This window comes from Nocardioides sp. LHG3406-4 (genome assembly GCF_049897745.1).
In the GTDB taxonomy this organism is placed as follows: Bacteria; Actinomycetota; Actinomycetes; order Propionibacteriales; family Nocardioidaceae; genus Nocardioides.
In genome coordinates, this window is sequence record NZ_JAFCWV010000004.1 from 307,787 (window position 1) to 327,786 (window position 20,000).

The 20,000-nt window shown below is 70.0% G+C and carries 20 protein-coding genes; 16 read left to right on the plus strand and 4 right to left on the minus strand.

The features are described 5' to 3' along the window. Positions 1 to 6 precede the first annotated feature (6 nt). The 11 genes from ACP7BP_RS15680 (at position 7) to ACP7BP_RS15730 (ending at position 9,881) form a co-directional block, all read left to right on the plus strand. Positions 7 to 1,605, plus strand: a complete 1,599-nt coding sequence (locus tag ACP7BP_RS15680; protein ID WP_426245890.1) for an acyl-CoA carboxylase subunit beta — start codon at positions 7 to 9, stop codon at positions 1,603 to 1,605. A gap of 13 nt (positions 1,606 to 1,618) precedes the next feature. Continuing rightward, on the plus strand, positions 1,619 to 3,601 hold the full coding sequence (locus tag ACP7BP_RS15685) for a biotin carboxylase N-terminal domain-containing protein (RefSeq protein WP_426245892.1): 1,983 nt from the start codon (positions 1,619 to 1,621) through the stop codon (positions 3,599 to 3,601). Then, complete coding sequence (locus tag ACP7BP_RS15690) at positions 3,594 to 4,358, plus strand: enoyl-CoA hydratase/isomerase family protein (RefSeq protein WP_426245893.1); 765 nt, start codon at positions 3,594 to 3,596, stop codon at positions 4,356 to 4,358. Before ACP7BP_RS15685 ends, ACP7BP_RS15690 begins: the two co-directional genes overlap by 8 nt. Next, positions 4,355 to 5,170 (plus strand): TIGR03084 family metal-binding protein, encoded by an 816-nt coding sequence (locus ACP7BP_RS15695; protein ID WP_426245895.1) that lies wholly within the window; start codon positions 4,355 to 4,357, stop codon positions 5,168 to 5,170. Before ACP7BP_RS15690 ends, ACP7BP_RS15695 begins: the two co-directional genes overlap by 4 nt. Continuing rightward, entirely contained in the window at positions 5,167 to 5,604 is a 438-nt protein-coding gene (locus ACP7BP_RS15700; RefSeq protein WP_426245897.1) for a hypothetical protein, read from the plus strand. The genes ACP7BP_RS15695 and ACP7BP_RS15700 overlap by 4 nt, the downstream gene beginning before the upstream one ends. Next, positions 5,601 to 6,005 (plus strand): MaoC/PaaZ C-terminal domain-containing protein, encoded by a 405-nt coding sequence (locus ACP7BP_RS15705; protein WP_426245899.1) that lies wholly within the window; start codon positions 5,601 to 5,603, stop codon positions 6,003 to 6,005. Before ACP7BP_RS15700 ends, ACP7BP_RS15705 begins: the two co-directional genes overlap by 4 nt. Before the next feature lie 2 nt (positions 6,006 to 6,007). Then, entirely contained in the window at positions 6,008 to 7,000 is a 993-nt protein-coding gene (locus ACP7BP_RS15710; protein WP_426245901.1) for a TIGR03617 family F420-dependent LLM class oxidoreductase, read from the plus strand. Between the two features lie 105 nt (positions 7,001 to 7,105). Next, positions 7,106 to 8,242, plus strand: a complete 1,137-nt coding sequence (locus ACP7BP_RS15715; protein ID WP_426245902.1) for an acyltransferase family protein — start codon at positions 7,106 to 7,108, stop codon at positions 8,240 to 8,242. Positions 8,243 to 8,309: 67 nt separating this feature from the next. Beyond that, positions 8,310 to 8,963 carry a maleylpyruvate isomerase N-terminal domain-containing protein gene (locus ACP7BP_RS15720; protein WP_426245904.1) on the plus strand — a complete coding sequence of 218 codons (654 nt, stop codon included), beginning with the start codon at positions 8,310 to 8,312 and terminating at the stop codon, positions 8,961 to 8,963. 284 nt (positions 8,964 to 9,247) lie between these two features. Then, positions 9,248 to 9,451 carry a transcription antiterminator/RNA stability regulator CspE gene (gene cspE / locus ACP7BP_RS15725; protein WP_028636594.1) on the plus strand — a complete coding sequence of 68 codons (204 nt, stop codon included), beginning with the start codon at positions 9,248 to 9,250 and terminating at the stop codon, positions 9,449 to 9,451. A 265-nt stretch (positions 9,452 to 9,716) separates the two neighbouring features. Next, positions 9,717 to 9,881: a hypothetical protein gene (locus ACP7BP_RS15730; RefSeq protein ID WP_426245906.1), complete on the plus strand. Its 165-nt coding sequence runs from the start codon at positions 9,717 to 9,719 to the stop codon at positions 9,879 to 9,881. A gap of 67 nt (positions 9,882 to 9,948) precedes the next feature. Here the strand turns inward: ACP7BP_RS15730 and ACP7BP_RS15735 are convergent, their stop codons facing one another. Next, positions 9,949 to 10,983, minus strand: coding sequence for a hypothetical protein (locus tag ACP7BP_RS15735; RefSeq protein ID WP_426245908.1), 1,035 nt, complete (start codon positions 10,981 to 10,983; stop codon positions 9,949 to 9,951). Positions 10,984 to 11,028: 45 nt separating this feature from the next. On the opposite strand from ACP7BP_RS15735, the gene ACP7BP_RS15740 reads away from it, so the two are divergent. The 5 genes from ACP7BP_RS15740 to pstB all read left to right on the plus strand — a co-directional run bounded on the left by ACP7BP_RS15740 (position 11,029) and on the right by pstB (position 16,052). Next, the gene (locus ACP7BP_RS15740) at positions 11,029 to 11,886 is read left to right on the plus strand and encodes an NUDIX hydrolase (protein WP_426245910.1); all 858 of its coding nucleotides are present in this window, start codon (positions 11,029 to 11,031) and stop codon (positions 11,884 to 11,886) included. A gap of 169 nt (positions 11,887 to 12,055) precedes the next feature. Further along, a complete protein-coding gene (locus tag ACP7BP_RS15745; protein ID WP_426245911.1) occupies positions 12,056 to 13,177 on the plus strand; it encodes a phosphate ABC transporter substrate-binding protein PstS in 1,122 nt (373 codons plus the stop codon). A gap of 75 nt (positions 13,178 to 13,252) precedes the next feature. Further along, positions 13,253 to 14,206 carry a phosphate ABC transporter permease subunit PstC gene (pstC, locus tag ACP7BP_RS15750; RefSeq protein WP_426245912.1) on the plus strand — a complete coding sequence of 318 codons (954 nt, stop codon included), beginning with the start codon at positions 13,253 to 13,255 and terminating at the stop codon, positions 14,204 to 14,206. After that, positions 14,203 to 15,252, plus strand: a complete 1,050-nt coding sequence (pstA, locus tag ACP7BP_RS15755) for a phosphate ABC transporter permease PstA (RefSeq protein ID WP_426245913.1) — start codon at positions 14,203 to 14,205, stop codon at positions 15,250 to 15,252. The genes pstC and pstA overlap by 4 nt, the downstream gene beginning before the upstream one ends. A gap of 20 nt (positions 15,253 to 15,272) precedes the next feature. Further along, positions 15,273 to 16,052: a phosphate ABC transporter ATP-binding protein PstB gene (pstB, locus tag ACP7BP_RS15760; RefSeq protein WP_426245914.1), complete on the plus strand. Its 780-nt coding sequence runs from the start codon at positions 15,273 to 15,275 to the stop codon at positions 16,050 to 16,052. A 24-nt stretch (positions 16,053 to 16,076) separates the two neighbouring features. Here the strand turns inward: pstB and ACP7BP_RS15765 are convergent, their stop codons facing one another. The 3 genes from ACP7BP_RS15765 to ACP7BP_RS15775 all read right to left on the minus strand — a co-directional run bounded on the left by ACP7BP_RS15765 (position 16,077) and on the right by ACP7BP_RS15775 (position 19,966). Beyond that, entirely contained in the window at positions 16,077 to 17,072 is a 996-nt protein-coding gene (locus ACP7BP_RS15765; RefSeq protein ID WP_426245916.1) for an anion permease, read from the minus strand. A gap of 3 nt (positions 17,073 to 17,075) precedes the next feature. Beyond that, entirely contained in the window at positions 17,076 to 17,693 is a 618-nt protein-coding gene (locus ACP7BP_RS15770) for a DUF47 domain-containing protein (RefSeq protein ID WP_426245918.1), read from the minus strand. Positions 17,694 to 17,770: 77 nt separating this feature from the next. After that, positions 17,771 to 19,966 (minus strand): RNA degradosome polyphosphate kinase, encoded by a 2,196-nt coding sequence (locus tag ACP7BP_RS15775; RefSeq protein WP_426245919.1) that lies wholly within the window; start codon positions 19,964 to 19,966, stop codon positions 17,771 to 17,773. Between the last annotated feature and the right edge of the window lie 34 nt (positions 19,967 to 20,000).

Sequence of the window (20,000 nt, forward strand, 5' to 3'; positions counted from 1 at the left end):
AGACCGATGAAGGTCCTGACATCCACCTTTGACCTGAGCTCGTCCGTGGCCGCGACCAACCGCGAGGGCAACCTCGAGCGGCTGGCCGAGCTCGGGCGTCAGCTGGAGCTCGCCGCCGCCGGAGGGGGCGAGAAGTACGTTGCCCGCCACCGCGAGCGCGGACGCCTCCTGGCCCGCGAGCGCATCGAGCTGCTGCTCGATCCCGACGCCCCGTTCCTGGAGCTGGGCGGCCTCGCCGCCTGGGGCACCGAGTACACCGTGGGCGCCAGCGTGGTGACCGGCATCGGCGTCGTCTCGGGCGTCGAGTGCATGCTCGTGGCCCACGACCCGACGGTGAGGGGCGGAGCATCGAACCCGTACACCTGGAAGAAGGTGCTCCGGGCCATGGACGTGGCCCGCGAGAACCGGCTGCCGGTGATCAACCTCGTCGAGTCCGGGGGCGGTGACCTGCGTCGTCAGGTGGAGCTCTTCATCCCCGCCGGGCGGCTCTTCCACGACCTCACGGCACTGTCAGCTGCCGGGATCCCGACGGTCGCCCTGGTCTTCGGCAACTCGACCGCGGGGGGCGCCTACGTGCCCGGCATGTGCGACTACACCGTGATGGTGCAGAACCAGGCGAAGGTGTTCCTCGGCGGCCCGCCGCTGGTGAAGATGGCGACCGGTGAGGATGCCGACGACGAGAGCCTCGGCGGTGCCGACATGCACGCACGCACCTCCGGCCTCGCGGACTACCTGGCCCGCGACGAGCACGAGTGCATCGCGATCGGGCGCGAGATCATGGAGCACCTGAACTGGCGCAAGCGCGGCCCCGGGCCCAGCCTGCCCGCCGACGACCCGCTCTACCCGGCCGAGGACCTGCTGTCGATCGCCTCGGTCGAGCTCAAGGTCCCGTTCGACCCGCGTGAGGTGATCGCGAGGGTCGTCGACGGGTCCCGCTTCGAGGAGTACAAGCCCGTCTACGGCACGGCGCTCGTCACCGGCTGGGCGTCGATCCACGGCTTCCCGGTCGGGATCCTGGCCAACGCCCGAGGTGTGCTGTTCAACGAGGAGGCCAAGAAGGGCTCCGAGTTCATCATGCTGTGCAACCAGACCGACACCCCGCTGATCTTCATGCAGAACACCACCGGCTTCATGGTGGGGACGCAGTACGAGCAGAACGGCATGATCAAGGACGGCGCGAAGATGATCAACGCCGTCACCAACAGCAAGGTCCCGCACATCACGCTGAACCTCGCCGCGTCGTACGGAGCCGGGAACTACGGCATGTCGGGCCGGTCCTACGATCCCCGGCTCCTTTTCACCTGGCCCAACGCCAAGTCGGCCGTCATGGGCCCGGAGCAGCTGGCCGGCGTGATGTCGATCGTCGCCCGGCAGGCGGCGGCCAGTGCCGGTCGGCCCTTCGACGAGGAGGCGGACGCGATCCAGCGTGCCGCGCTCGAGGAGCGGATCGAGGCCGAGTCGCTGGCGATGTACATGAGCGGCCAGTGCTACGACGACGGTGTGATCGACCCCCGGGACACCCGCGACGTCCTCGGGATGACCCTGTCGATGTGCCACAACAACGAGATCACCGGAACGCGTGGTTTCGGTGTCTTCCGAATGTGATTGAGGGAAATCGATGATCACCAAGATCCTTGTTGCCAACCGGGGTGAGATCGCGCGTCGCGTCTTCCGCACCTGCCGGGAGATGGGCATCGCGACCGTCGCCGTCTACTCCGATCCCGACGCGGACGCGCCGTTCGTCCTCGAGGCGGACGAGGCCGTGCCGCTGGGCGGCTCCACGCCGGGGGAGACCTACCTGCGAGGGGAGGCCGTCCTGGACGCGGCGCGGCTCGTCGGCGCGGACGCCGTCCACCCGGGCTACGGGTTCCTCTCGGAGAACGCCGACTTCGCGCGCCAGTGCCACAAGCACGGGATCACCTTCATCGGCCCCACGCCGGAGGCCATCGAGGCCATGGGCTCCAAGCTCACGGCTCGCGAGATCATGCAGGCGGCCGGCGTTCCCGTGCTTCCCGGCGTCGACCTGACCGACGTGCCCGACGACGAGGTCCGGGCAGTCGCGGACGAGGTCGGCTGGCCGGTGCTCGTCAAGGCATCCTTCGGCGGCGGCGGCCGGGGCATGCGCGTGGTGCGGGACCCCGACGGGCTCCTGGAGGCCATCGCCTCGGCCCGTCGGGAGGCGGGCGCTGCCTTCGGCAACGACACCGTCTTCCTCGAGCACTACGTCGACGAGCCCCGGCATGTCGAGATCCAGATCTTCGGGGATCAGGCGGGCACGATCGTGCACCTCAACGAGCGTGAGTGCTCGATCCAGAGACGGCACCAAAAGATCATCGAGGAGTCTCCGTCCCCGGTCGTCGACCAGCCGCTGCGGGACCGCATGGGCGAGGCCGCCGTCGAGGCCGGACGCACGCTCGGCTACGTCGGGGCCGGCACCGTGGAGTTCCTCCTGGCCCCCAACGGGGACTTCTACTTCCTGGAGGTCAACACGCGACTGCAGGTCGAGCACCCGGTGACCGAGCTGGTCTCCGGCCTCGACCTGGTGCGCCTGCAGATCGAGGTGGCCGCCGGCGCCCCGCTCCCGCCGGAGGCCCACGCGCCCCAGCTGCACGGCCATGCCGTCGAGGCACGGCTCTACGCCGAGGACCCGGCCAACGACTTCCTCCCTGCCGCGGGTCTCATCCGGCGCTTCGAGGTCCCGGACGTGCCGGGGGTTCGCGTCGACGCCGGGGTGGTCTCGGGCGACCGGGTCTCCACCAACTACGACCCGATGCTCGCGAAGGTGATCGCCCACGGCGCCACCAGGGCGGAGGCGATCTCCCGGCTGGTCCGCGCCCTGAGGCGGGCGCGCGTCGACGGCATCACGACCAACCGCTCACTCCTCGTAGGGATCCTCGAGCACGAGGACTTCGCGGCCGGGCGCATCGACACCCACTTCCTGGACCGCGTCGAGCCTCGTGACCTGATCGAGGTCGAGGGCGCGGACGTCGAGCAGGCCGCGCTGCTGAGCACCGCGCTCGCCGACCAGGCGGACGAGCGTGCCAGCGCCAAGGTGCTGGCTCACGTCACCTCGGGGTTCCGGACGGCCCGTTCCCAGCTGAACGTCCGCGGCTACCGACGCGGTGACCGGGAGGTGCAGGTCGGGTACGTGCTGGGCCGCGGCGCCCGCTTCGAGGTGGACGGCGTCCCCGTCGAAGCCGTGGTGCACTCGTGCACGCCGGACGCGGTGGACCTCGTCGTCGACGGTGTCCGCCGGCGCATCGGGGTGGTCCGCTATGGCGAGGACCGCTACGTCTCTTGGGCCGACGGCACCATCGAGCTGAGGGTCGTGCCCCGGTTCCCCGAGTCCGCAGACCACCTCGATCCGGGTTCGCTGGTGGCCCCGATGCCGGGCACGGTGGTCCGCGTCAACGTCGCCGCCGGGGACCGGGTGACCGCAGGGGAGACCGTGGTCGTCGTCGAGGCGATGAAGATGGAGCACGCGATCACCGCGTCGATGGACGCCACGGTGGCGAGCGTGCCCGTGGCGCCCGGCGCTGCCGTGGACACCGGCACGGTGCTGATCGTGCTGACCGAGGACGAGGAGGCCGACGATGATTGACGAGGTGCTGTACGACGTCCGCAGCGGTGCTGCGTGGATCACCATCAACCGCCCCGAGGCGCGCAACGCCCTCAACGCAGCGGTCCGGACCGGCCTCAAGGAGTGCTTCGAGCGCGCCGAGAGCGACGACGAGGTCGCGGTCGTGGTGCTCACCGGTGCCGGCGAGCTCGCGTTCTGCGCGGGCGGGGACCTGAAGGAGATGGCCAGCACCGGCCTGACCATCCCCCCGCCGGACTTCGTACCGCAGGTGGGTCGGACCCTCGACGTGAGCAAGCCCGTGATCGCCGCGGTCAACGGCGGCGCCTTCGGTGGCGGCTTCCTCCTCGCGCAGTGCGCGGACCTGGTCGTCGCCTCGGAGACGGCGAGGTTCGCGGTGTCGGAGGCCAAGGTCGGCCGCGGGTCACCGTGGGCGGCCCCGCTCCCGTGGCTGGTGCCGCCCCGCATCGCCATGGAGATCCTGGTCACCGGGGATGCGATCACCGCCCAGCGCGCCTACGAGGTGGGACTGGTCAACCGTGTCGTACCTGCGGCGCAGCTGGTCGAGGCGACCGAGGCGCTCGTGGCCACCATCGTGGCGAACGCGCCCCTGTCGGTGCGGGCCGCGAAGCGCATGGTCTACGCGGTCGCGGAGCACGGCAGGTCGGCCGCCTTCGACGCGGCGGAGAGCATCTGGGCGCCGGTCTACCTCAGCGAGGACGCGCAGGAGGGCCCGCGGGCCTTCGCGGAGAAGCGACGACCGCAGTGGCAGGGCCGATGAGCGCGGTGATCGACACCCTCGTCGCCGACCTCGCCGCTGAGCAGGCGGAGCTGGCCGACTTCCTGTCCAGGCAGGACGTCGCTGCATGGGAGGCGCCCACGCCGGCCGTCGGGTGGAGCGTCCGCGACCAGGTCGCGCACCTGGCCCACTTCGACGCCATGACGCGGCTGAGCATCGCCAGCCCGGAGGAGTTCGTCCGCTTCCGGGACGCGCTCCCGGACCTCCAGACGTACGTCGACGGGATCGGGCCCGCCAACGCCCACCGGAGCCCCGCCGAGATGCTCCAGTGGTGGCGTGACGAGGCCGAGACGGTCGTCGCGGCGGCGGTGGCCGCCGACCCGAAGGCACGCGTCCCGTGGTTCGGGCCGTCGATGAGCCTGGCCTCGAAGCTGACCGCCCGGCTGATGGAGACGTGGGCGCACGGACAGGACGTCTACGACGCGCTGGGCGCCACGAGGAGGCCCACCGACAGGCTGCGACACGTAGCCCGCATCGGCGTGCTGGCGTTCCCCAACAGCTTCCGCACCCGGGGTCTGCCGGTCCCCGACGTCCCCGTGCTGGTCGACCTGGCGGCACCCGACGGGTCGACCCGGTGGTCCTGGGGCGACCCGGCCGCCCGCGACGTCGTGCGCGGGCCGGCGCTCGACTTCTGTCTGGTGGTGACCCAGCGCCGGCACCCGGACGACGTCGACCTCGAGGTGCGCGGCGAGGTCGCCGAGCAGTGGATGGCCGTCGCCCAGGCCTTCGCCGGGCCCGCGGGTGCGGGCCGGCTGCCCGGACAGTTCCCTGTGGAAGCGGAGGCGGGGAAGTGAGCGGCGCAGCGCAGACCCATCCGCTGGTGGGGCGGCGCCTTCCTGACGGCGTACTCCGGATCCACCGCTACGAGGACTGGCTGACGCGCGACGCCATCGGCGCGCCGACCAAGGGGGACCGGCCCCACCCGGCGTGGGCGCTGCTGGGGACCTTCCGGGGAATGGGCGCCGACCTCGTCGAGCTCTTCGGCGTCATGGACGCCGCGGAGGATGACGGGGTGCTCTTCGGTGAGGCGGGCATCGAGCAGACGAGCCACCTCGAGTACGAGCGCGACTACGTGGTCACCTCGGTCATCGAGGACGTACGGCGACGCCGGGGCTCGAAGATCCCGGTCTTCGACCTCGTCGACTGCGTCGTGACCCTCCTGGACGACGGTGCGCCGGTCGTGCGCTGCACCAACACCTTCGTGGTGCCGCGAAGGGGGGAGTCATGACGATCGACGCCGGGACCCAGATCCCGGAGCTGCGGGTGACCGTGGATCCGCAGGCGATGAAGCCGTTCGCCCTGCTCCTCCGCGATCCCAACCCCATCCACCTCGACCCCGACGTCGTGGCGGAGCTGGGGCTGGGGGACCGGGTGATCAACCAGGGACCGCTCAACGCGGCGTACGTCTGGGAGGCGATCCGCGTCTGGCTCGGTGACGACGCGCTGGTACGCCGCCTCGACCTGCGCTTCACCTCGAACGCGTTCGCCGGCGAGGCGCTCGTGGCGGGAGGCCGGGTGGAGGAGGTGCACGCCGCGTCCGCGGAGCTCCGATGCACGGTCTGGCTGCGGCGCGAGGACGGGACGGACGTGCTGACCGGGACCGCGTCCGTCGTCGTGGGCGGGGAGTGACCATGGAGGTGGACCTCTACCCCGGCACCGGTCTCAGGCTGGCGGACGCAGCCGGCTACGCCCGGCTGACCGAGTCCGCAGGACTGGGCGGCCTGTGGGCGCTGGAGGCGGCGTACGAGCCCTTCTCGCCCCTGGCGATCGCCGCCCAGGCGAGCACCCGGGTCGAGCTGCGGACGGCCATCGCCGTGGCGTTCGCCCGGAGCCCCATGCTGACCGCGCAGCTTGCGCACGAGCTCGTCCGCGCCAGCGCAGGACGCTTCACCCTCGGGCTCGGCTCCCAGGTGCGCGCGCACATCGTGCGGCGCTTCAGCCAGGAGTGGTCCGAGCCGGTCGAGCGGATGGCGGAGTACGTCGAGGCGCTCCGAGCGATCTGGGCCTGCTGGAACGACGACGAACCGCTCGACTTCCAAGGACGCTTCTACCAGCACACCCTGATGACGCCGATGTTCGACCCCGGGCCGAGCGGGCACCCCATGCCGCCGATCCACCTGGCCGCCGTGGGCCCCGCGATGATCGCCATGGCAGCCGAGCGAGCCGACGGCGTGGTGCTGCACCCCCTCTCGTCCGTGCGCACGATCACCGACCGGGTCCTGCCGCTCGTCGCGGAGCGACGGGCCGCAGCTGACTTCGAGGTCACGTGCCCCGTGCTCGTCGTCACCGGCGGGACGGACGAGGAGCTCGACCGTGCCCGGGCGGCCGTGCGCAAGCAGCTGGCCTTCTACGCCTCCACGCCGGCCTACCGGTGGGTGTTCGAGCTCTACGACGAGGGCGACCGGGCCGACCGGCTGCGTGAGCTCTCCCGCGCCGGGCAGTGGAACGAGATGACCGACCTGATCACCGACGAGCTGCTCTCCGAGTTCGCGGTGGAGGCCCGGTGCGCCGATCTGGTCGGCGACCTGCGGGCCCGTCACTCGGGACACCTCGACCGGGCGGGTCTCTACGCGCCGTACGAGCTGGCACCCGAGAGATGGCTCGAGATCGGGGCCGGGCGCTAGGACCGCCTCGGGTCGCAACGGCCGGTCCCTGCCCGGCAGGACACGCAGCCGCTATAGAGTCCGCGGCTGACAACCGAAGAAGGAACGACGGGGGACCACACTACGATGCTGCATGCCGCAGTCACGCCTGAGAGCTCCCGTCAGCACCTGGCCTTCATCCACGGGCTGCGCGGCGTCGCCGCCCTCCTCGTCGTCTGGGCCCACCTCGGCAGCGTCTGGCTGGCGACCAACCACGAGCCGTCGATCCTCGACGTGGCCTACGCGCGGCTCATCGTGGAGCCGTTCCGTGTCTTCCAGAACGGAGGCCACCTGGGCGTCATCATCTTCTTCCTCGTCAGCGGCTTCATCATCACCTACACCTCGATGCGCGAGGACCGCACCAGCTTCGCCGTCAAGCGCATCCTGCGGCTGGGTCCCCCGCTCGCCGTCGCACTGGTCGTGTGCTGGCTCTACGTCCAGATCGCCCACCACTACGGCAGCGAGCCCATCAGCGTGAACGACGGTGGGCTGCGCCACTGGCTCAGCGCCCTGTTCCTCCTCGACGGGTTCCACGGCGACTACGTGCTGGGGGTCACCTGGACCCTCAGCATCGAAGTGATCTTCTACGCGATGACGTTCGTGCTCCTCGGCCTCACCCGACGGAACCCGGAGCGGTCGACCTGGGTCCTGACCGGGCTCTGGGCTGTCTTCACCGTGCTCCAGGCAGCCGTCCCGCCGTTGCGCGGCAGCGCCTTCGTCTCGCTGCCCCCCTATGTCGGCTTCCTGCTCGTCGGCCGCTGCATCTACCTGTGGCGGGCCGAGCTCATCCGCCCGATCGTCGCGGCACTCAACGCCACGCTGGCCCTGGTGTTCTTCGCGACCTTCACCGAGCGCCTGCTCCCTGGGCAGCTCTTCGGGCCCAGGATCCTGCCCGACGCCGCGCCGTACTACTCCTACATCTATGCCCTGGTCATCTTCCTCGGGCTGATGGCCGCAGCCCCGAAGCGAACCATCCAGCCCTTCACGATGCTCGGAGACGTCAGCTACTCGCTGTATCTCCTCCACATCCCCGTCGGCTTCGCCGTCTTCGAGATCACGGCAGGCTCGGCGATCCCCAACGAGGTGGTGACCCTGATCGCGATCGCGGCCGCGATCGCCGCGGCGTGGGTCAGCTACCGGCTCGTCGAGCGCCCCTCGCAGCGGCTGGCCCGCCGGCTCCTCCGCCACCGGACTCGACGGGTGGTGGACGTCCCCGCTGCGTGACGGCCCGGGGCGGGCGCAGCACCGTCCCCGGACGCATTTCGTCCGGATCCTGGCCTACTCTCGGCCGATGGCCCTGACCTTCACCGGAACCCTCGACCGTGCCGCGGTCGTGCCCGCCGTCGACCAGCTCACCGACCTCGTCGCCTCGCCGGAGGTCGCCGCCGCCTGGCGGCAGGAGTCCACGTTGCCTGGGATGACCGTCGGCGGGCTGGCCCGGCACCTGGTGAGCCAGCCGGAGTGCGCGGTCGAGTTCCTCCGGGCCGAGGGCCCTCCAGGCGCCGAGACGGTCTCGCTGGCCGACTACTTCGACCGGGTCGACTGGCTGACCGCCCCCGTCGACAGCATCGAGAACACCTCGATCAGGGACGACTTCAACCAGATGTCCGCCGGCGGGCCGGCCGAGTCCGTCGCCATCCTGCAGCGGTCCCGCGACGGGCTGGGGGCGGCGATCGAGGCGGCGGGTCCCACGACCTTCGTCCCGTGGCAGGGCTGCTCCCTGCGGCTCGACGACTTCCTGGTCTGCCGGCTCATGGAGGTCGTGGTGCACGCCGACGACCTCGCCGTGAGCATCGGTCACCCGACTCCGACCTTCGCCCCCGAGGTCCTCGACCCGGTCCTCAGCCTGGTCGCTGCCCTGTCCGTACGACGTCACGGCCAGGACGCCGTGCTGCGGGCGCTGGCCCGGTCCGAACGGTCCAGCGGGTCCGTCTCAGCCTTCTGAGCAGCCGGAGGGGCGTCGGCCCGGGCCCGGCAGCCTCGTCGTCACACGAAGTTCACGCGCCGCAGTGAGATGCATGGCCCCAGGGAGTAGCGAATCCGCGAATGGTTGGTAGTGTTGGTGGCGCAACAGGTGCAAGTTCCAAGTGGTATGACGCCCGCGGAGTTTGTGATCCAACGGCGTTTCTTCTCATGGGTACGACTCTTGGGTCGGAGCGACGTGTCACCGCATCTGATGCGGGATCGTCGAAGTGGCGGTCTTTCGCCCGATAACAGGAGTAACCAGCAATGGCTCAAGGCACCGTGAAGTGGTTCAACGCCGAGAAGGGTTTCGGCTTCATCGCCCAGGAGGACGGCGGCGACGACGTCTTCGTGCACTACTCGGCCATCCAGTCGCAGGGCTACAAGTCCCTCGACGAGAACCAGAAGGTCGAGTTCGACGTTACCCAGGGTCCCAAGGGTCCCCAGGCGGAGAACGTCCGCGCGATCTGATCGAGCGGACTGGCTCGGACAGCACCTGTCCGTGACTTTCCAGACAACGAGGCCCCACCCCTCTCGGGTGGGGCCTCGTTGCACTCGTGCCTCGTTCGGTGCTTGGTCCGGTGCCTGGTCCAGTGCCTGGTCCAGTGTGTTGTCCAGACCCCGAGTGGGTGGCATCGCACCGGCACGATCGGGTCAATTTTCTTGTCAGGGATGTTTACGCTCGAGTGAACAGGGCATGGTGGAACCTGTACACGTGACGAACAGGGAGGGCCGCGTGCACGATCAGTTTGACGTCACGCTCGAAGACGGCGACCTCCTCGGCGAGGTCGAGCTCACCACGACGCTGATCATCGCGGCGAGCGAGTGCGAAGGGCGCCTGAGCACCGAGGAGATCGACCGACTCCTCGGCGTCACACCCGTGCCCCGACAGCGCTCCTGATCCGGTCCTCCGGCCCTTGCACCCACGTCCCGGCGCAGGGGCACTGTCATGTCGGGTGTGGCTGGCCTCAGCAGGTCGCGAAGAGCACCGGCCCGGACGAGAGGTCGGACAGCACGTAGGAGCCCTCCACCGGAGCGAGATCGAGTACGACGACCCGGCCGGTGGCCGTCGCGGACACCACCTCGAACCGGTCGGCGAACTCGCCTCCCTGCCCCGGTGCCGGCCCTGACGCGAGCTCGAGACGGCTCTCGGCGTTGGCCCGGGCCTGGTCGTCGGTCTCGAAGGAGAGCGCGACCCGGACCTGGCCGTCGAGCTGCGCCGACATCGCGAAGCCGGTGAGCGGCGACACCTCGCCCGCCGCGTCGATCAGCGCGTCCGCCTGCGCCTGGTCGGTCTCGTCGGCCTGCGACATGCCGAGTCGCGAGCAGGCGTAGTCGGCGGAGTAGACGGACGCGGCGAGCGGGGAGCCGGTCTCAGCGACCACGTCGTCCACGCCCTCGATGCGGTCGGCGTCCAGCGCCTCCTCGAGGTAGGACGCGCTGTCGGATGTGCGGATCAGGCGCTCGCCGCGGTCGACCGCGACGTACTGCAGCTCCGGCGTCAGGGTCGGGTCGATGCGCGCCAGCAGGTCACCGCCGCCCTCCCAGACACCGTCCTCCGACGACGGCTCCGCGAAGCCCAGCTCGGTGAGTCGGTCGCTGAGCCGGTCGAAGTCGAAGGACTCCGGCATCTTCAGCAGCTCCACCGCGCCCTCGGGCGACTGGGCCAGCAGCTCCCACTCCACCGAGGCAGGCGACAGACCGAAGCGCGCCTGCAGCGCCACCGCCGACTCCCCGAGCGCGGACGCCGCACTAAGGTCGCGCTCGAACGCCTCGTCCATGAAGGTGGTCAGCTCGTCGGTCGAGGATCGCGCTGACACGTCGGCGCCGAGCTCCCGGCGTACGCCGCTCCAGTCCGTCCACGAGATGCGCTGGCTGCCGGCGGGCGCCAGCGCCACCGCGCTCTCGAACGTCGTGCCGCGCTCCGTGCGCCACCACACCAGCGCGCCCACGGCCGCCGCCAGCAGCGCCCCCACCAGGAGCACCACGAGCGAACGACGCATGGACGGGTCTCCTGGGCGAGCGGGAAGTGGTGTGAGACTAGCTCCATGCCGTACGACGTGGTCGCCGCCGGTGCGGTGGTGACCCGTCGGGGCGGCGACGTCCTGCTCGTCCACCGGCCGCGGTACGACGACTGGTCGTTCCCCAAGGGCAAGCGCGACCGCGGCGAGCACGTGCTGGCGACGGCGGTGCGGGAGGTCGCCGAGGAGACAGGCCTGGAGATCAGGCTGGGGCCTCCACTGGACGGCCAGCGCTACCCGACGGCCGGTGGCCGGATGAAGGCCGTGCACTACTGGATGGCCCGGGTCGTCGGTTCGGACGACGTGACCGGCTACGCGGTGAACGACGAGATCGACCAGGTCGAGTGGCTTCCCTGGGCGGACGCCGAGGCCAGGCTCACCTATCCGCACGATCGCGAGACGCTGGCGCAGGCGAGGCGCTTGCGCCGGAGCACCCGCGCGCTGGTGGTGCTGCGGCACGGCGACGCCCGATCGCGCGAGGCGTGGCGGCACGACGACCGGCTGCGGCCCCTGGTCCGGTCGGGCCGCCTGCAGGCCGAGCGCCTGGTGCCCCTGCTGGCGGCGTACGACGTGTCGCTCGTCGCGACCAGCAGCAGTCTCCGCTGCGTCGACACCGTGGTGCCCTACTCACGGACCTCGGGATGGCCGCTCTCGCGCCATGACGTGCTCAGCGAGGAGGACGCCACCGCCGAGGGCGTGCACACGCTGGTGGACGAGCTGATGCACGCCGGCGAGGGAGCGCTGCTGTGCACGCATCGCCCGGTCCTGCCGACGGTGTTCGACGCTCTCGGGGTCGACGAGGTGGAGCTGGAGCCGGCGGCGATGCTCGTCGTGCACCACCGCAAGGGACGGGTCGTGGCGACCGAGCAGCACCCGCTCCGCTGAGCGGGCGGGGCCGGGCCTGTTCATGTGATGGTCGTCTCGTCCCCGGCTGGGCGTCGCCGGATGGGCGATTCGAGTTCACCGCTCGTTCACCACCGCCGATCCAGCCGGACACCTCGGCTCCGCACACTCCGTGATGTCAGCCCTTAAATCAGACATCAGGAGTACCGAAGTGACGAGCACCTCCATCCGCCGGGCGATCGTCCCCGGCCTCGCGGTCCTGGCCCTCGCGCTCTCAGCGTGCGGCGCCGGCAACGAGTCCTCTGCCAGCACCGGCTCGGACGGCAGCGGGGACTCCTCCTCTCTCTCCGGCACCATCGCCGGCGGTGGCGCCTCCTCGCAGGAGAAGGTCCAGGCCGCCTGGCGCGCCGGCTTCCAGGGCGAGAACCCCGACGTCACCATCAACTACGACCCGGTCGGCTCGGGCGACGGCCGTGCGAACTTCATCTCCGAGGCCTACGCCTTCGCCGGCACCGACTCGGCGCTGACCGACGAGGAGGGCGAGCTCAGCGACGCCCAGGCGCGCTGCGGTGACGGCAACGTCATCCAGGTGCCCGGCTACGTGTCCCCGATCGCCGTCGTCTTCAACCTCGAGGGCGTCGACACGCTGAACCTCACGGCCGAGACGATCGCCAACATCTTCAACGGCTCCATCACCACCTGGAACGACGACGCCATCGCGGCCGACAACCCGGACGTGGAGCTGCCCGACACCGCCATCACGCCGGTCCACCGCCAGGACGACTCGGGCACCACGGAGAACTTCACGTCGTACCTCTCCGAGGCCTCCGGCGGCGCGTGGAGCGACGAGCCCGACGGCCTCTGGCCCTCCTCCATCAAGGGCGGCGAGGCTGCTGACGGCACCTCCGGCCTCATCGGCGCCGTCGAGGGCGGCGACGGCACCATCGGCTACGCCGACTTCAGCGCCGTGGGCAAGCTCGGCGTGGTCAGCGTCAAGGTGGGCGACGAGTTCGCCGCTCCCTCCGCCGAAGGCGCTGCCAAGGTCGTCGCGATCTCCCCGCCCGTCGAGGGCGCGGGCGAGACCGACATGGCCGTCCAGATCGACCGCACGACCACGGAGGCCGGCACCTACCCGGTGATCCTGGTCTCCTACCTGGTCGCCTGTGAGACCTACGAGTCCGAGGAGGAGGCCGAGCTGGTGCGCGAGTACCTCGGCTACATCGTCAGCGACGCCGGCCAGCAGGCAGCGGCCGACGAGGTCGGCTCCGCCCCGCTCGACGCGGCCCTCTCCGAGAAGGCCACCAGCCTCATCGAGAACATCTCGGCTGGGTGACCACCCGATTCGTGAACCTCGCGGCGGCCCGGAGCACCCGGGCCGCCGCGTGGCGCGCGTGACGACAGGGATTCCATGAGCGTTCTCTCCCCTCCCAAGACGGAGGCCCCCCAGCAGGCCCGCGCCGCCCGGGGCGTCGGCGACCGCGTCTTCCGGGGGCTGGCGGTGGCCGCCGGCGTCACGATCATGGTGGCGCTCGCCGGGGTGTTCGTGTTCCTCGGCATCGAGGGCTACCCCGGCCTGGACGTCGACGCTCGGCTCTACCAGCCGGCGACGACCTTCCTCGGGTACGTCGGCCCGCTGGTCTTCGGCACGACCTTCGCCGCCATCATCGCCCTGGTCATCGCGGTGCCGTTCGCGATCGCCATCGCGCTGTTCACCTCGCACTACGCGCCGCGCCGCCTGGCCACCCCCATCGCCTACGTGATGGACCTTCTCGCGGCTGTCCCCAGCGTGGTCTTCGGCCTGTGGGGAGGCCGCGCGCTGGCGTCGCAGATCCGCCCCTTCCAGGAGTGGCTTCACGAGTACTTCAGCTGGATCCCGCTCTTCGCCGGGCCGCCCTCCGCGACCGGGCGGACGCTCCTCACCGCCGGCCTCGTGCTCGCGATCATGATCCTGCCGATCATCACCGCGATCTCCCGCGAGGTGTTCCTGCAGACCCCGCGCCTGCACGAGGAGGCCGCGCTGGCGCTCGGTGCGACCCGCTGGGAGATGATCCGGATGGCGGTCTTCCCCTACGCCCGCTCGGGCATGGTCTCGGCGACCATGCTCGGCCTCGGCCGGGCGCTCGGCGAGACCATGGCGGTCGCGATGGTGCTGTCGGCGTCCCCGATCGTCACGCTCAACATCATCTCGAGCGACAACCCGGCGACCATCGCCTCGAACATCGCCTTCAACTACAAGGAGGCCAGCCCCGACAAGCAGGCGGTGCTGATCGCGACGGGTCTGGTCCTGTTCGCCTTCACCTTCGGCGTGAACTTCCTGGCCCGCTGGGTCGCCGGACGCAACGAGCGAAGGATGGCCCGATGAGCACGACCGCCAGCTCCCTCAGCGGGGCCGGGCACCAGGGCAGGCTCCCCGCTTGGGCCCCCGGCCTGGTCGCCGTCGTGGCCGTTGCCTGCGGCGGACTGGCTCTGACGGTCGGCCTCGGGCCGACGCTCGCCGTGCTGGTGGCCATCGCGGTCTTCGTGGTCGCGCTGCCCCTGTGGTCCCTCACCACCGAGAACTCCCGCGCGGCCAAGGACCGGCTCGCCACCTCCCTGATCTGGGTCGCCTTCCTCGTGGCGATGGTGCCCCTGGTCTGGCTGCTGCTGCTCGTGCTCTCGAAGGGGTTCTCGACGCTGAGCGTCGACTTCTTGACCTTCTCCATGCGCAACGTCATCGGCGACGCCCAGGGCGGGCTCTACCACGCCGCCATCGGCACCCTGCTAGTCACGCTCACGGCCGCGGTCATCAGCATCCCGATCGGCGTCTTCACCGCGATCTACGTCATCGAGTACGGCAAGAAGAACCGGCTGGCGAAGGTGATCACGTTCCTCGTGGACGTCATGACCGGCATCCCCTCGATCGTCGCCGGCCTCTTCGCGCTCTCGCTGTTCGTCCTCCTCGTGGACCCGGCCATCCGCTGGGGCTTCGGTGGGTCGGTCGCGCTGTCGCTGCTGATGATCCCGACGGTCGTCCGCTCCACCGAGGAGATGCTGCGGCTCGTGCCCGACGACCTGCGCGAGGCGTCGTACGCGCTGGGGGTGCCCCAGTGGCGCACCATCGCCAAGGTGGTGCTGCCCACCGCGATGGGCGGCATCGTGACCGGCGTCGTGCTGGCGATCTCGCGCGTGATCGGCGAGACGGCACCGCTGCTGGTCGTCGCGGGGTTCACCGACTCGGTGAACTTCAACCCGTTCGAGGGCCGCATGATGACGCTGCCCGTCTTCATCTTCACCCAGTACGCCACCTCCACCGAGAAGGGCTACGCGTACGCGTGGGGTGGCGCCCTGGTCCTGATCCTGATCGTGATGGTGCTCAACCTCGCGGCCCGGATCATCGGAAAGATCTTCGCGCCGCCCAGCGGCCGCTGAGCCCCAGAAGGAAGAACACCATGGCCAAGAGCATCGACATCAGCGACCTCGACATCTACTACGGGGACTTCCTCGCGGTGCAGGGCGTCAACATGACCATCCGGGCCCGGTCGGTGACCGCGTTCATCGGGCCGTCCGGCTGCGGCAAGTCGACCTTCCTGCGCTCCCTCAACCGCATGCACGAGGTGATCCCCGGTGCGCGCGTCGAGGGCAAGGTGATGGTCGACGGCCAATCACTCTACGAGCCCGGGGTCGACCCGGTCGCCGTACGCCGCCAGATCGGCATGGTCTTCCAGCGGCCCAACCCCTTCCCGACGATGTCGATCTACGACAACGTGCTGGCCGGCAACAAGCTCAACGCCAAGCGCATGTCGAGGTCCGACCAGGACGAGATCGTGGAGAGGTCGCTGCGGGGCGCGAACCTGTGGACCGAGGTGAAGGACCGCCTCGGCAAGCCGGGCATGGGCCTCTCCGGCGGCCAGCAGCAACGGCTGTGCATCGCCCGCGCGATCGCCGTGGAGCCGCAGGTGCTGCTGATGGACGAGCCGTGCTCGGCGCTGGACCCCATCTCCACGTCGGCGATCGAGGACCTCATCCACGAGCTCAAGGAGGACTACACGATCGTCATCGTCACCCACAACATGCAGCAGGCGGCCCGTGTCTCGGACGACACCGGCTTCTTCAACCTCAAGGCCACGGGCGAGCCGGGCCACCTGGTGGAGTTCAACTCCACGCAGAAGATGTTCGCCAACCCCGACAACGAGTCGACCGAGGCCTACATCTCGGGCCGCTTCGGCTGAGGCTCGTCCGTCGACGCCCGAGGCTCAGGGCAGGAAGAGATGCACCACGAAGTAGCAGATGGCGGCCATCGTGCCGGCCATGGGGAAGGTCAGCACCCACGCGGTGAGGATCGACCGGGCCACGCCCCACCGCACGGCCGACACCCGCTTGGTGGCACCGACGCCCATCACCGCTGAGGTGATCGTGTGGGTCGTCGAGATCGGCGCCTCCCAGACGTACGCCGTGGTGTAGAGCACCGAGGCCGCGACCGACTCGGCGGCGAAGCCGCGGGGCGGGTCGAGGTGGATGATCCGCCGGCCGAGGGTGCGCATGATGCGCCACCCGCCCGACCACGTGCCGAGCGAGATGGCGGTGGCCGCCGCGATGATCACCCAGAGGGGAAGACCGTCGGACTCAGCGACGTACCCACCGGTGAGCAGCGCGAGGAAGATGACCCCCATCGTCTTCTGGGCGTCCTGGAGGCCGTGGCCGAGCGCCATCGCCGCGGCCGAGACCGTCTGTGCGATCCGGAAGCCGCGGTTGGCCCTGCCCGGGTTCATGCTCTTGAAGATCCACATGATCGCCAGCATCACCACGAAGCCGAGGCTGAACGCGACGAGCGGGGAGACGACCATCGGGATGACGACCTTGTCGATCACGGTGGTCCAGTGGACCGTCGTGCCGGACGCGATCGCGGAGCCGACCAGGCCGCCGATCAGGGCGTGCGAGGACGACGACGGCAGGCCGTAGTACCAGGTGATGAGGTTCCACGCGATGGCCCCGAGGAGGCCGGCCATCACGATGGTCATGCCGTGCGTGCCCGACGGGGGCTCGATCGTGTCGGAGACCGTGTGCGCGATCTTCTGGCCGAGGAAGGCGCCGACGAAGTTCATGACGGCGGCCATGGCCAGGGCGACCCTGGGGGTCAGCGCCCGCGTCGACACCGAGGTGGCGATCGCGTTGGCCGCGTCGTGGAAGCCGTTGGTGTAGTCGAAGACGAGGGCGACGACGACTACCGCGATGATGATCGCGAGTTCCACCGGTCAGGACTCCTTGACCGCGATCTGCTCCACCGTGTTGGCGACCTTCTCGAAGGCGTCGATGGCGCCCTCGAGGGAGGTGACGATGTCCTTGAGCTTCAACACCTCGATGGCCTTGAAGTCACCGCTGAAGAGGCTGGCCAGGATACGGCGGTAGCTCTTGTCGCCGGCGTTCTCCAGGCGGTTGATCTCGATCCAGTACTCCTCGAGGTCCTGCATCGACTTCAGCTTCGGCATCGCCTCGGCGGTCAGGTCGGCGCAGCGCTGGAGGACCTCCACCTGGTTGGACAGCTCCGCCGGCAGCGACTTCACCTCGTAGAGCAGGATCAGGTCGACGGCCTCGTCCATCATGTCCATGATGTCGTCGAGGCCGGAGGCCAGCGCGTAGATGTCCTCCCGGTCGAACGGCGTCACGAACGTCGTGTTGACCCGCCTGACGATGGCGTGGGTGGTCTCGTCCGCGTCGTGCTCGGCGTTGCGCATCTTGCGGGCGATCTCCTCCCGTTCGTCGCCGTCGGCGAGCATCTGGGCCAGGAGATCGGCGCCGGTCACGAGGTGGGTGCCGAATTCAGCGAACAGGTCGTAGAACGACCCGTCGACAGGACGAAACTTCAAACGCACGGAGAACTCCTGGTCAGGAGGATCTGAACGCGTCACATGCTAGGGCCTCGCACTCGCGGGAGCACAAGCGAGGACCCCTACCGCCTCCGGCGCTGCCTCTCGATGAGGGCCTCGTGGAGATGCACGTCACCGTCGTTGCGCTGCCACCCGCCGTCCGGGTCCAGCTCCCAGGCCACCGTGGTGGGGTCGAACGCGAGGTCGAGCAGCGCGGCCACCCGGCGTACGTCGTCGCCCTCCGGCAGGCGCACCAGCACCTCGACGCGGCGGTCGAGGTTGCGGTGCATCATGTCGGCCGAGCCGATCCAGGCGACGGGCTCACCGGCGTTCTCGAACCAGAAGACCCGGCTGTGCTCGAGGAAGCGCCCCAGCACGGAGCGCACCTCGATCGTCTCCGACAGCCCGGGCACGCCGGGGCGCAGCGCGCAGATCCCGCGCACCAGGAGCTGCACGGGGACACCCGCCTGGGACGCGAGGTAGAGCGCGTCGATGACGGCCTCGTCGACCACGGAGTTGGCCTTCAGCCGGATCCGGGCCGGGTGACCGGCCTGGTGGTGGGCGATCTCCTGGTGGATCTGGTCGACCAGCCCGGCGCGCACGGAGTCCGGCGCGACGAGGAGACGGTCGTAGGTCGCGTTGCGGCTGATGCCGGAGAGGTTGTTGAAGAGGTGGGCGACGTCCAGGCCGATGACGTCGTCGGCGGTGAGCAGCCCGAGGTCCTCGTAGAGGCGTGCCGTCTTGGGGTTGTAGTTGCCGGTGCCGATGTGGGTGTAGCGGCGGATGCCGTCGGGCTCGTCGCGCACCACCATGGAGAGCTTGCAGTGCGTCTTCAGCCCGACCAGGCCGTAGACGACGTGGCAGCCGGCGTGCTCGAGCTTGCGGGCCCAGCGGATGTTGTTGGTCTCGTCGAAGCGCGCCTTGATCTCCACGATGACCAGCACCTGCTTGCCGGCCTCGGCGGCGTCGACGAGGGCGTCGATGATGGGGGAGTCGCCGGACGTGCGGTAGAGCGTCTGCTTGATCGCCAGGACGTGCGGGTCGGCGGCCGCCTGCTCCAGGAACCTCTGCACGGACGTGGCGAACGAGTCGTAGGGGTGGTGCAGCAGCACGTCGCGCTTGCGGGTGGCCTCGAACACGTCGACTGGTGAGGAGCTCTCCACCTCGGCGAGGAACGGATGGGTGGTCGGCACGTAGGCCGGGTACTGCAGATCCTCGCGGGGCAGGTCGGCGATGCCGTGGAGCCCGCGCAGGTCGAGCGGGCCGGTGAGCTTGAAGACCTCGTCGGCCGACACCCCGAGCTCCGAGACCAGCAGGTCGAGCACCCTGGGGTCGATGGACTCCTCGACCTCCAGGCGGACCGGCGGCCCGAACTTGCGGCGGAGCAGCTCCTTCTCCAGGGCCTTGAGGAGGTTCTCGGCATCGTCCTCCTCGACCTCGAGGTCCTCGTTGCGGGTGACCCGGAAGGTGTGCGCGGCCACCACGTCCATCCCCGGGAAGAGCCGCTTGAGGTGCTCGCCGATGACATCCTCGAGCGGCACGAACCGCTGGTTCCCGAGAGGGACGAAGCGCTTGAAGATGGGCGGCACCTTGACCCGGGCGAAGTGCTCGGTGCCCAGCTTGGGGTGCCGGACCAGCACGGCGAGGTTGAGCGAGAGCCCCGAGATGTAGGGGAACGGGTGGGCGGGGTCGACCGCCAGCGGGGTCAGCACCGGGAAGATCCGGTCCTTGAACAGCCGCTTGCAGTGCTTCTGCTCCTCCCGGTCCAGCTCGTCCCAGCGGAGCAGCTCGATGCCCTCCGTGCGCAGCTCGGGCAGCAGCGTGTCCCGGAAGACCCGGGACTGCCGCTCCATCAGCTCGCGGGTGGTGGTCCAGATGCTCTCGAGCACCTCGCGCGGCAGCATCCCCGAGACGGCGCGTACGGCGACGCCCGCGGCGATCCGGCGCTTGAGCCCGGCCACCCTGACCATGAAGAACTCGTCGAGGTTGCTGCTGAAGATCGCCAGGAACCGCGCCCGCTCGAGCAGCGGCAGCCTCTCGTCCTCCGCCAGCTCGAGCACCCGCTGGTTGAAGCGCAGCCACGACACCTCCCGGTCGAGGAACCGGTCGTCGTACTTCTCCACCGCGGCGAGCTGCGCCGCGTCGGGGACGTAGGGCGGCTCGACGTCGAAGGTGTCGTGTGGCTGCCCGACGTGGTCGGCGTGGGCCGGGCCCTCCTCGCTGGCCACGCCCACGGTCGCCGGGAAGGAGGTCTCGTCTGTGGCTGGCGACGTGGGCATCTCACGAGTGTGACAAACCCGGGTGAACAACGGG

Excerpts from the sequence above, each read along its gene's own strand:
- ACP7BP_RS15695 (WP_426245895.1), top strand. The coding sequence starts at position 4,355 with ATGAGCGCGGTGATCGACACCCTCGTCGCCGACCTCGCCGCTGAGCAG.
- ACP7BP_RS15715 (WP_426245902.1), top strand. The coding sequence starts at position 7,106 with ATGCTGCATGCCGCAGTCACGCCTGAGAGCTCCCGTCAGCACCTGGCC.
- ACP7BP_RS15775 (WP_426245919.1), bottom strand. The coding sequence starts at position 19,966 with ATGCCCACGTCGCCAGCCACAGACGAGACCTCCTTCCCGGCGACCGTG.
- ACP7BP_RS15680 (WP_426245890.1), top strand. The coding sequence starts at position 7 with ATGAAGGTCCTGACATCCACCTTTGACCTGAGCTCGTCCGTGGCCGCG.
- ACP7BP_RS15720 (WP_426245904.1), top strand. The coding sequence starts at position 8,310 with ATGGCCCTGACCTTCACCGGAACCCTCGACCGTGCCGCGGTCGTGCCC.
- ACP7BP_RS15735 (WP_426245908.1), bottom strand. The coding sequence starts at position 10,983 with ATGCGTCGTTCGCTCGTGGTGCTCCTGGTGGGGGCGCTGCTGGCGGCG.
- pstA (WP_426245913.1), top strand. The coding sequence starts at position 14,203 with ATGAGCACGACCGCCAGCTCCCTCAGCGGGGCCGGGCACCAGGGCAGG.
- pstC (WP_426245912.1), top strand. The coding sequence starts at position 13,253 with ATGAGCGTTCTCTCCCCTCCCAAGACGGAGGCCCCCCAGCAGGCCCGC.
- ACP7BP_RS15685 (WP_426245892.1), top strand. The coding sequence starts at position 1,619 with ATGATCACCAAGATCCTTGTTGCCAACCGGGGTGAGATCGCGCGTCGC.
- cspE (WP_028636594.1), top strand. The coding sequence starts at position 9,248 with ATGGCTCAAGGCACCGTGAAGTGGTTCAACGCCGAGAAGGGTTTCGGC.
- pstB (WP_426245914.1), top strand. The coding sequence starts at position 15,273 with ATGGCCAAGAGCATCGACATCAGCGACCTCGACATCTACTACGGGGAC.
- ACP7BP_RS15705 (WP_426245899.1), top strand. The coding sequence starts at position 5,601 with ATGACGATCGACGCCGGGACCCAGATCCCGGAGCTGCGGGTGACCGTG.
- ACP7BP_RS15710 (WP_426245901.1), top strand. The coding sequence starts at position 6,008 with ATGGAGGTGGACCTCTACCCCGGCACCGGTCTCAGGCTGGCGGACGCA.
- ACP7BP_RS15740 (WP_426245910.1), top strand. The coding sequence starts at position 11,029 with ATGCCGTACGACGTGGTCGCCGCCGGTGCGGTGGTGACCCGTCGGGGC.
- ACP7BP_RS15690 (WP_426245893.1), top strand. The coding sequence starts at position 3,594 with ATGATTGACGAGGTGCTGTACGACGTCCGCAGCGGTGCTGCGTGGATC.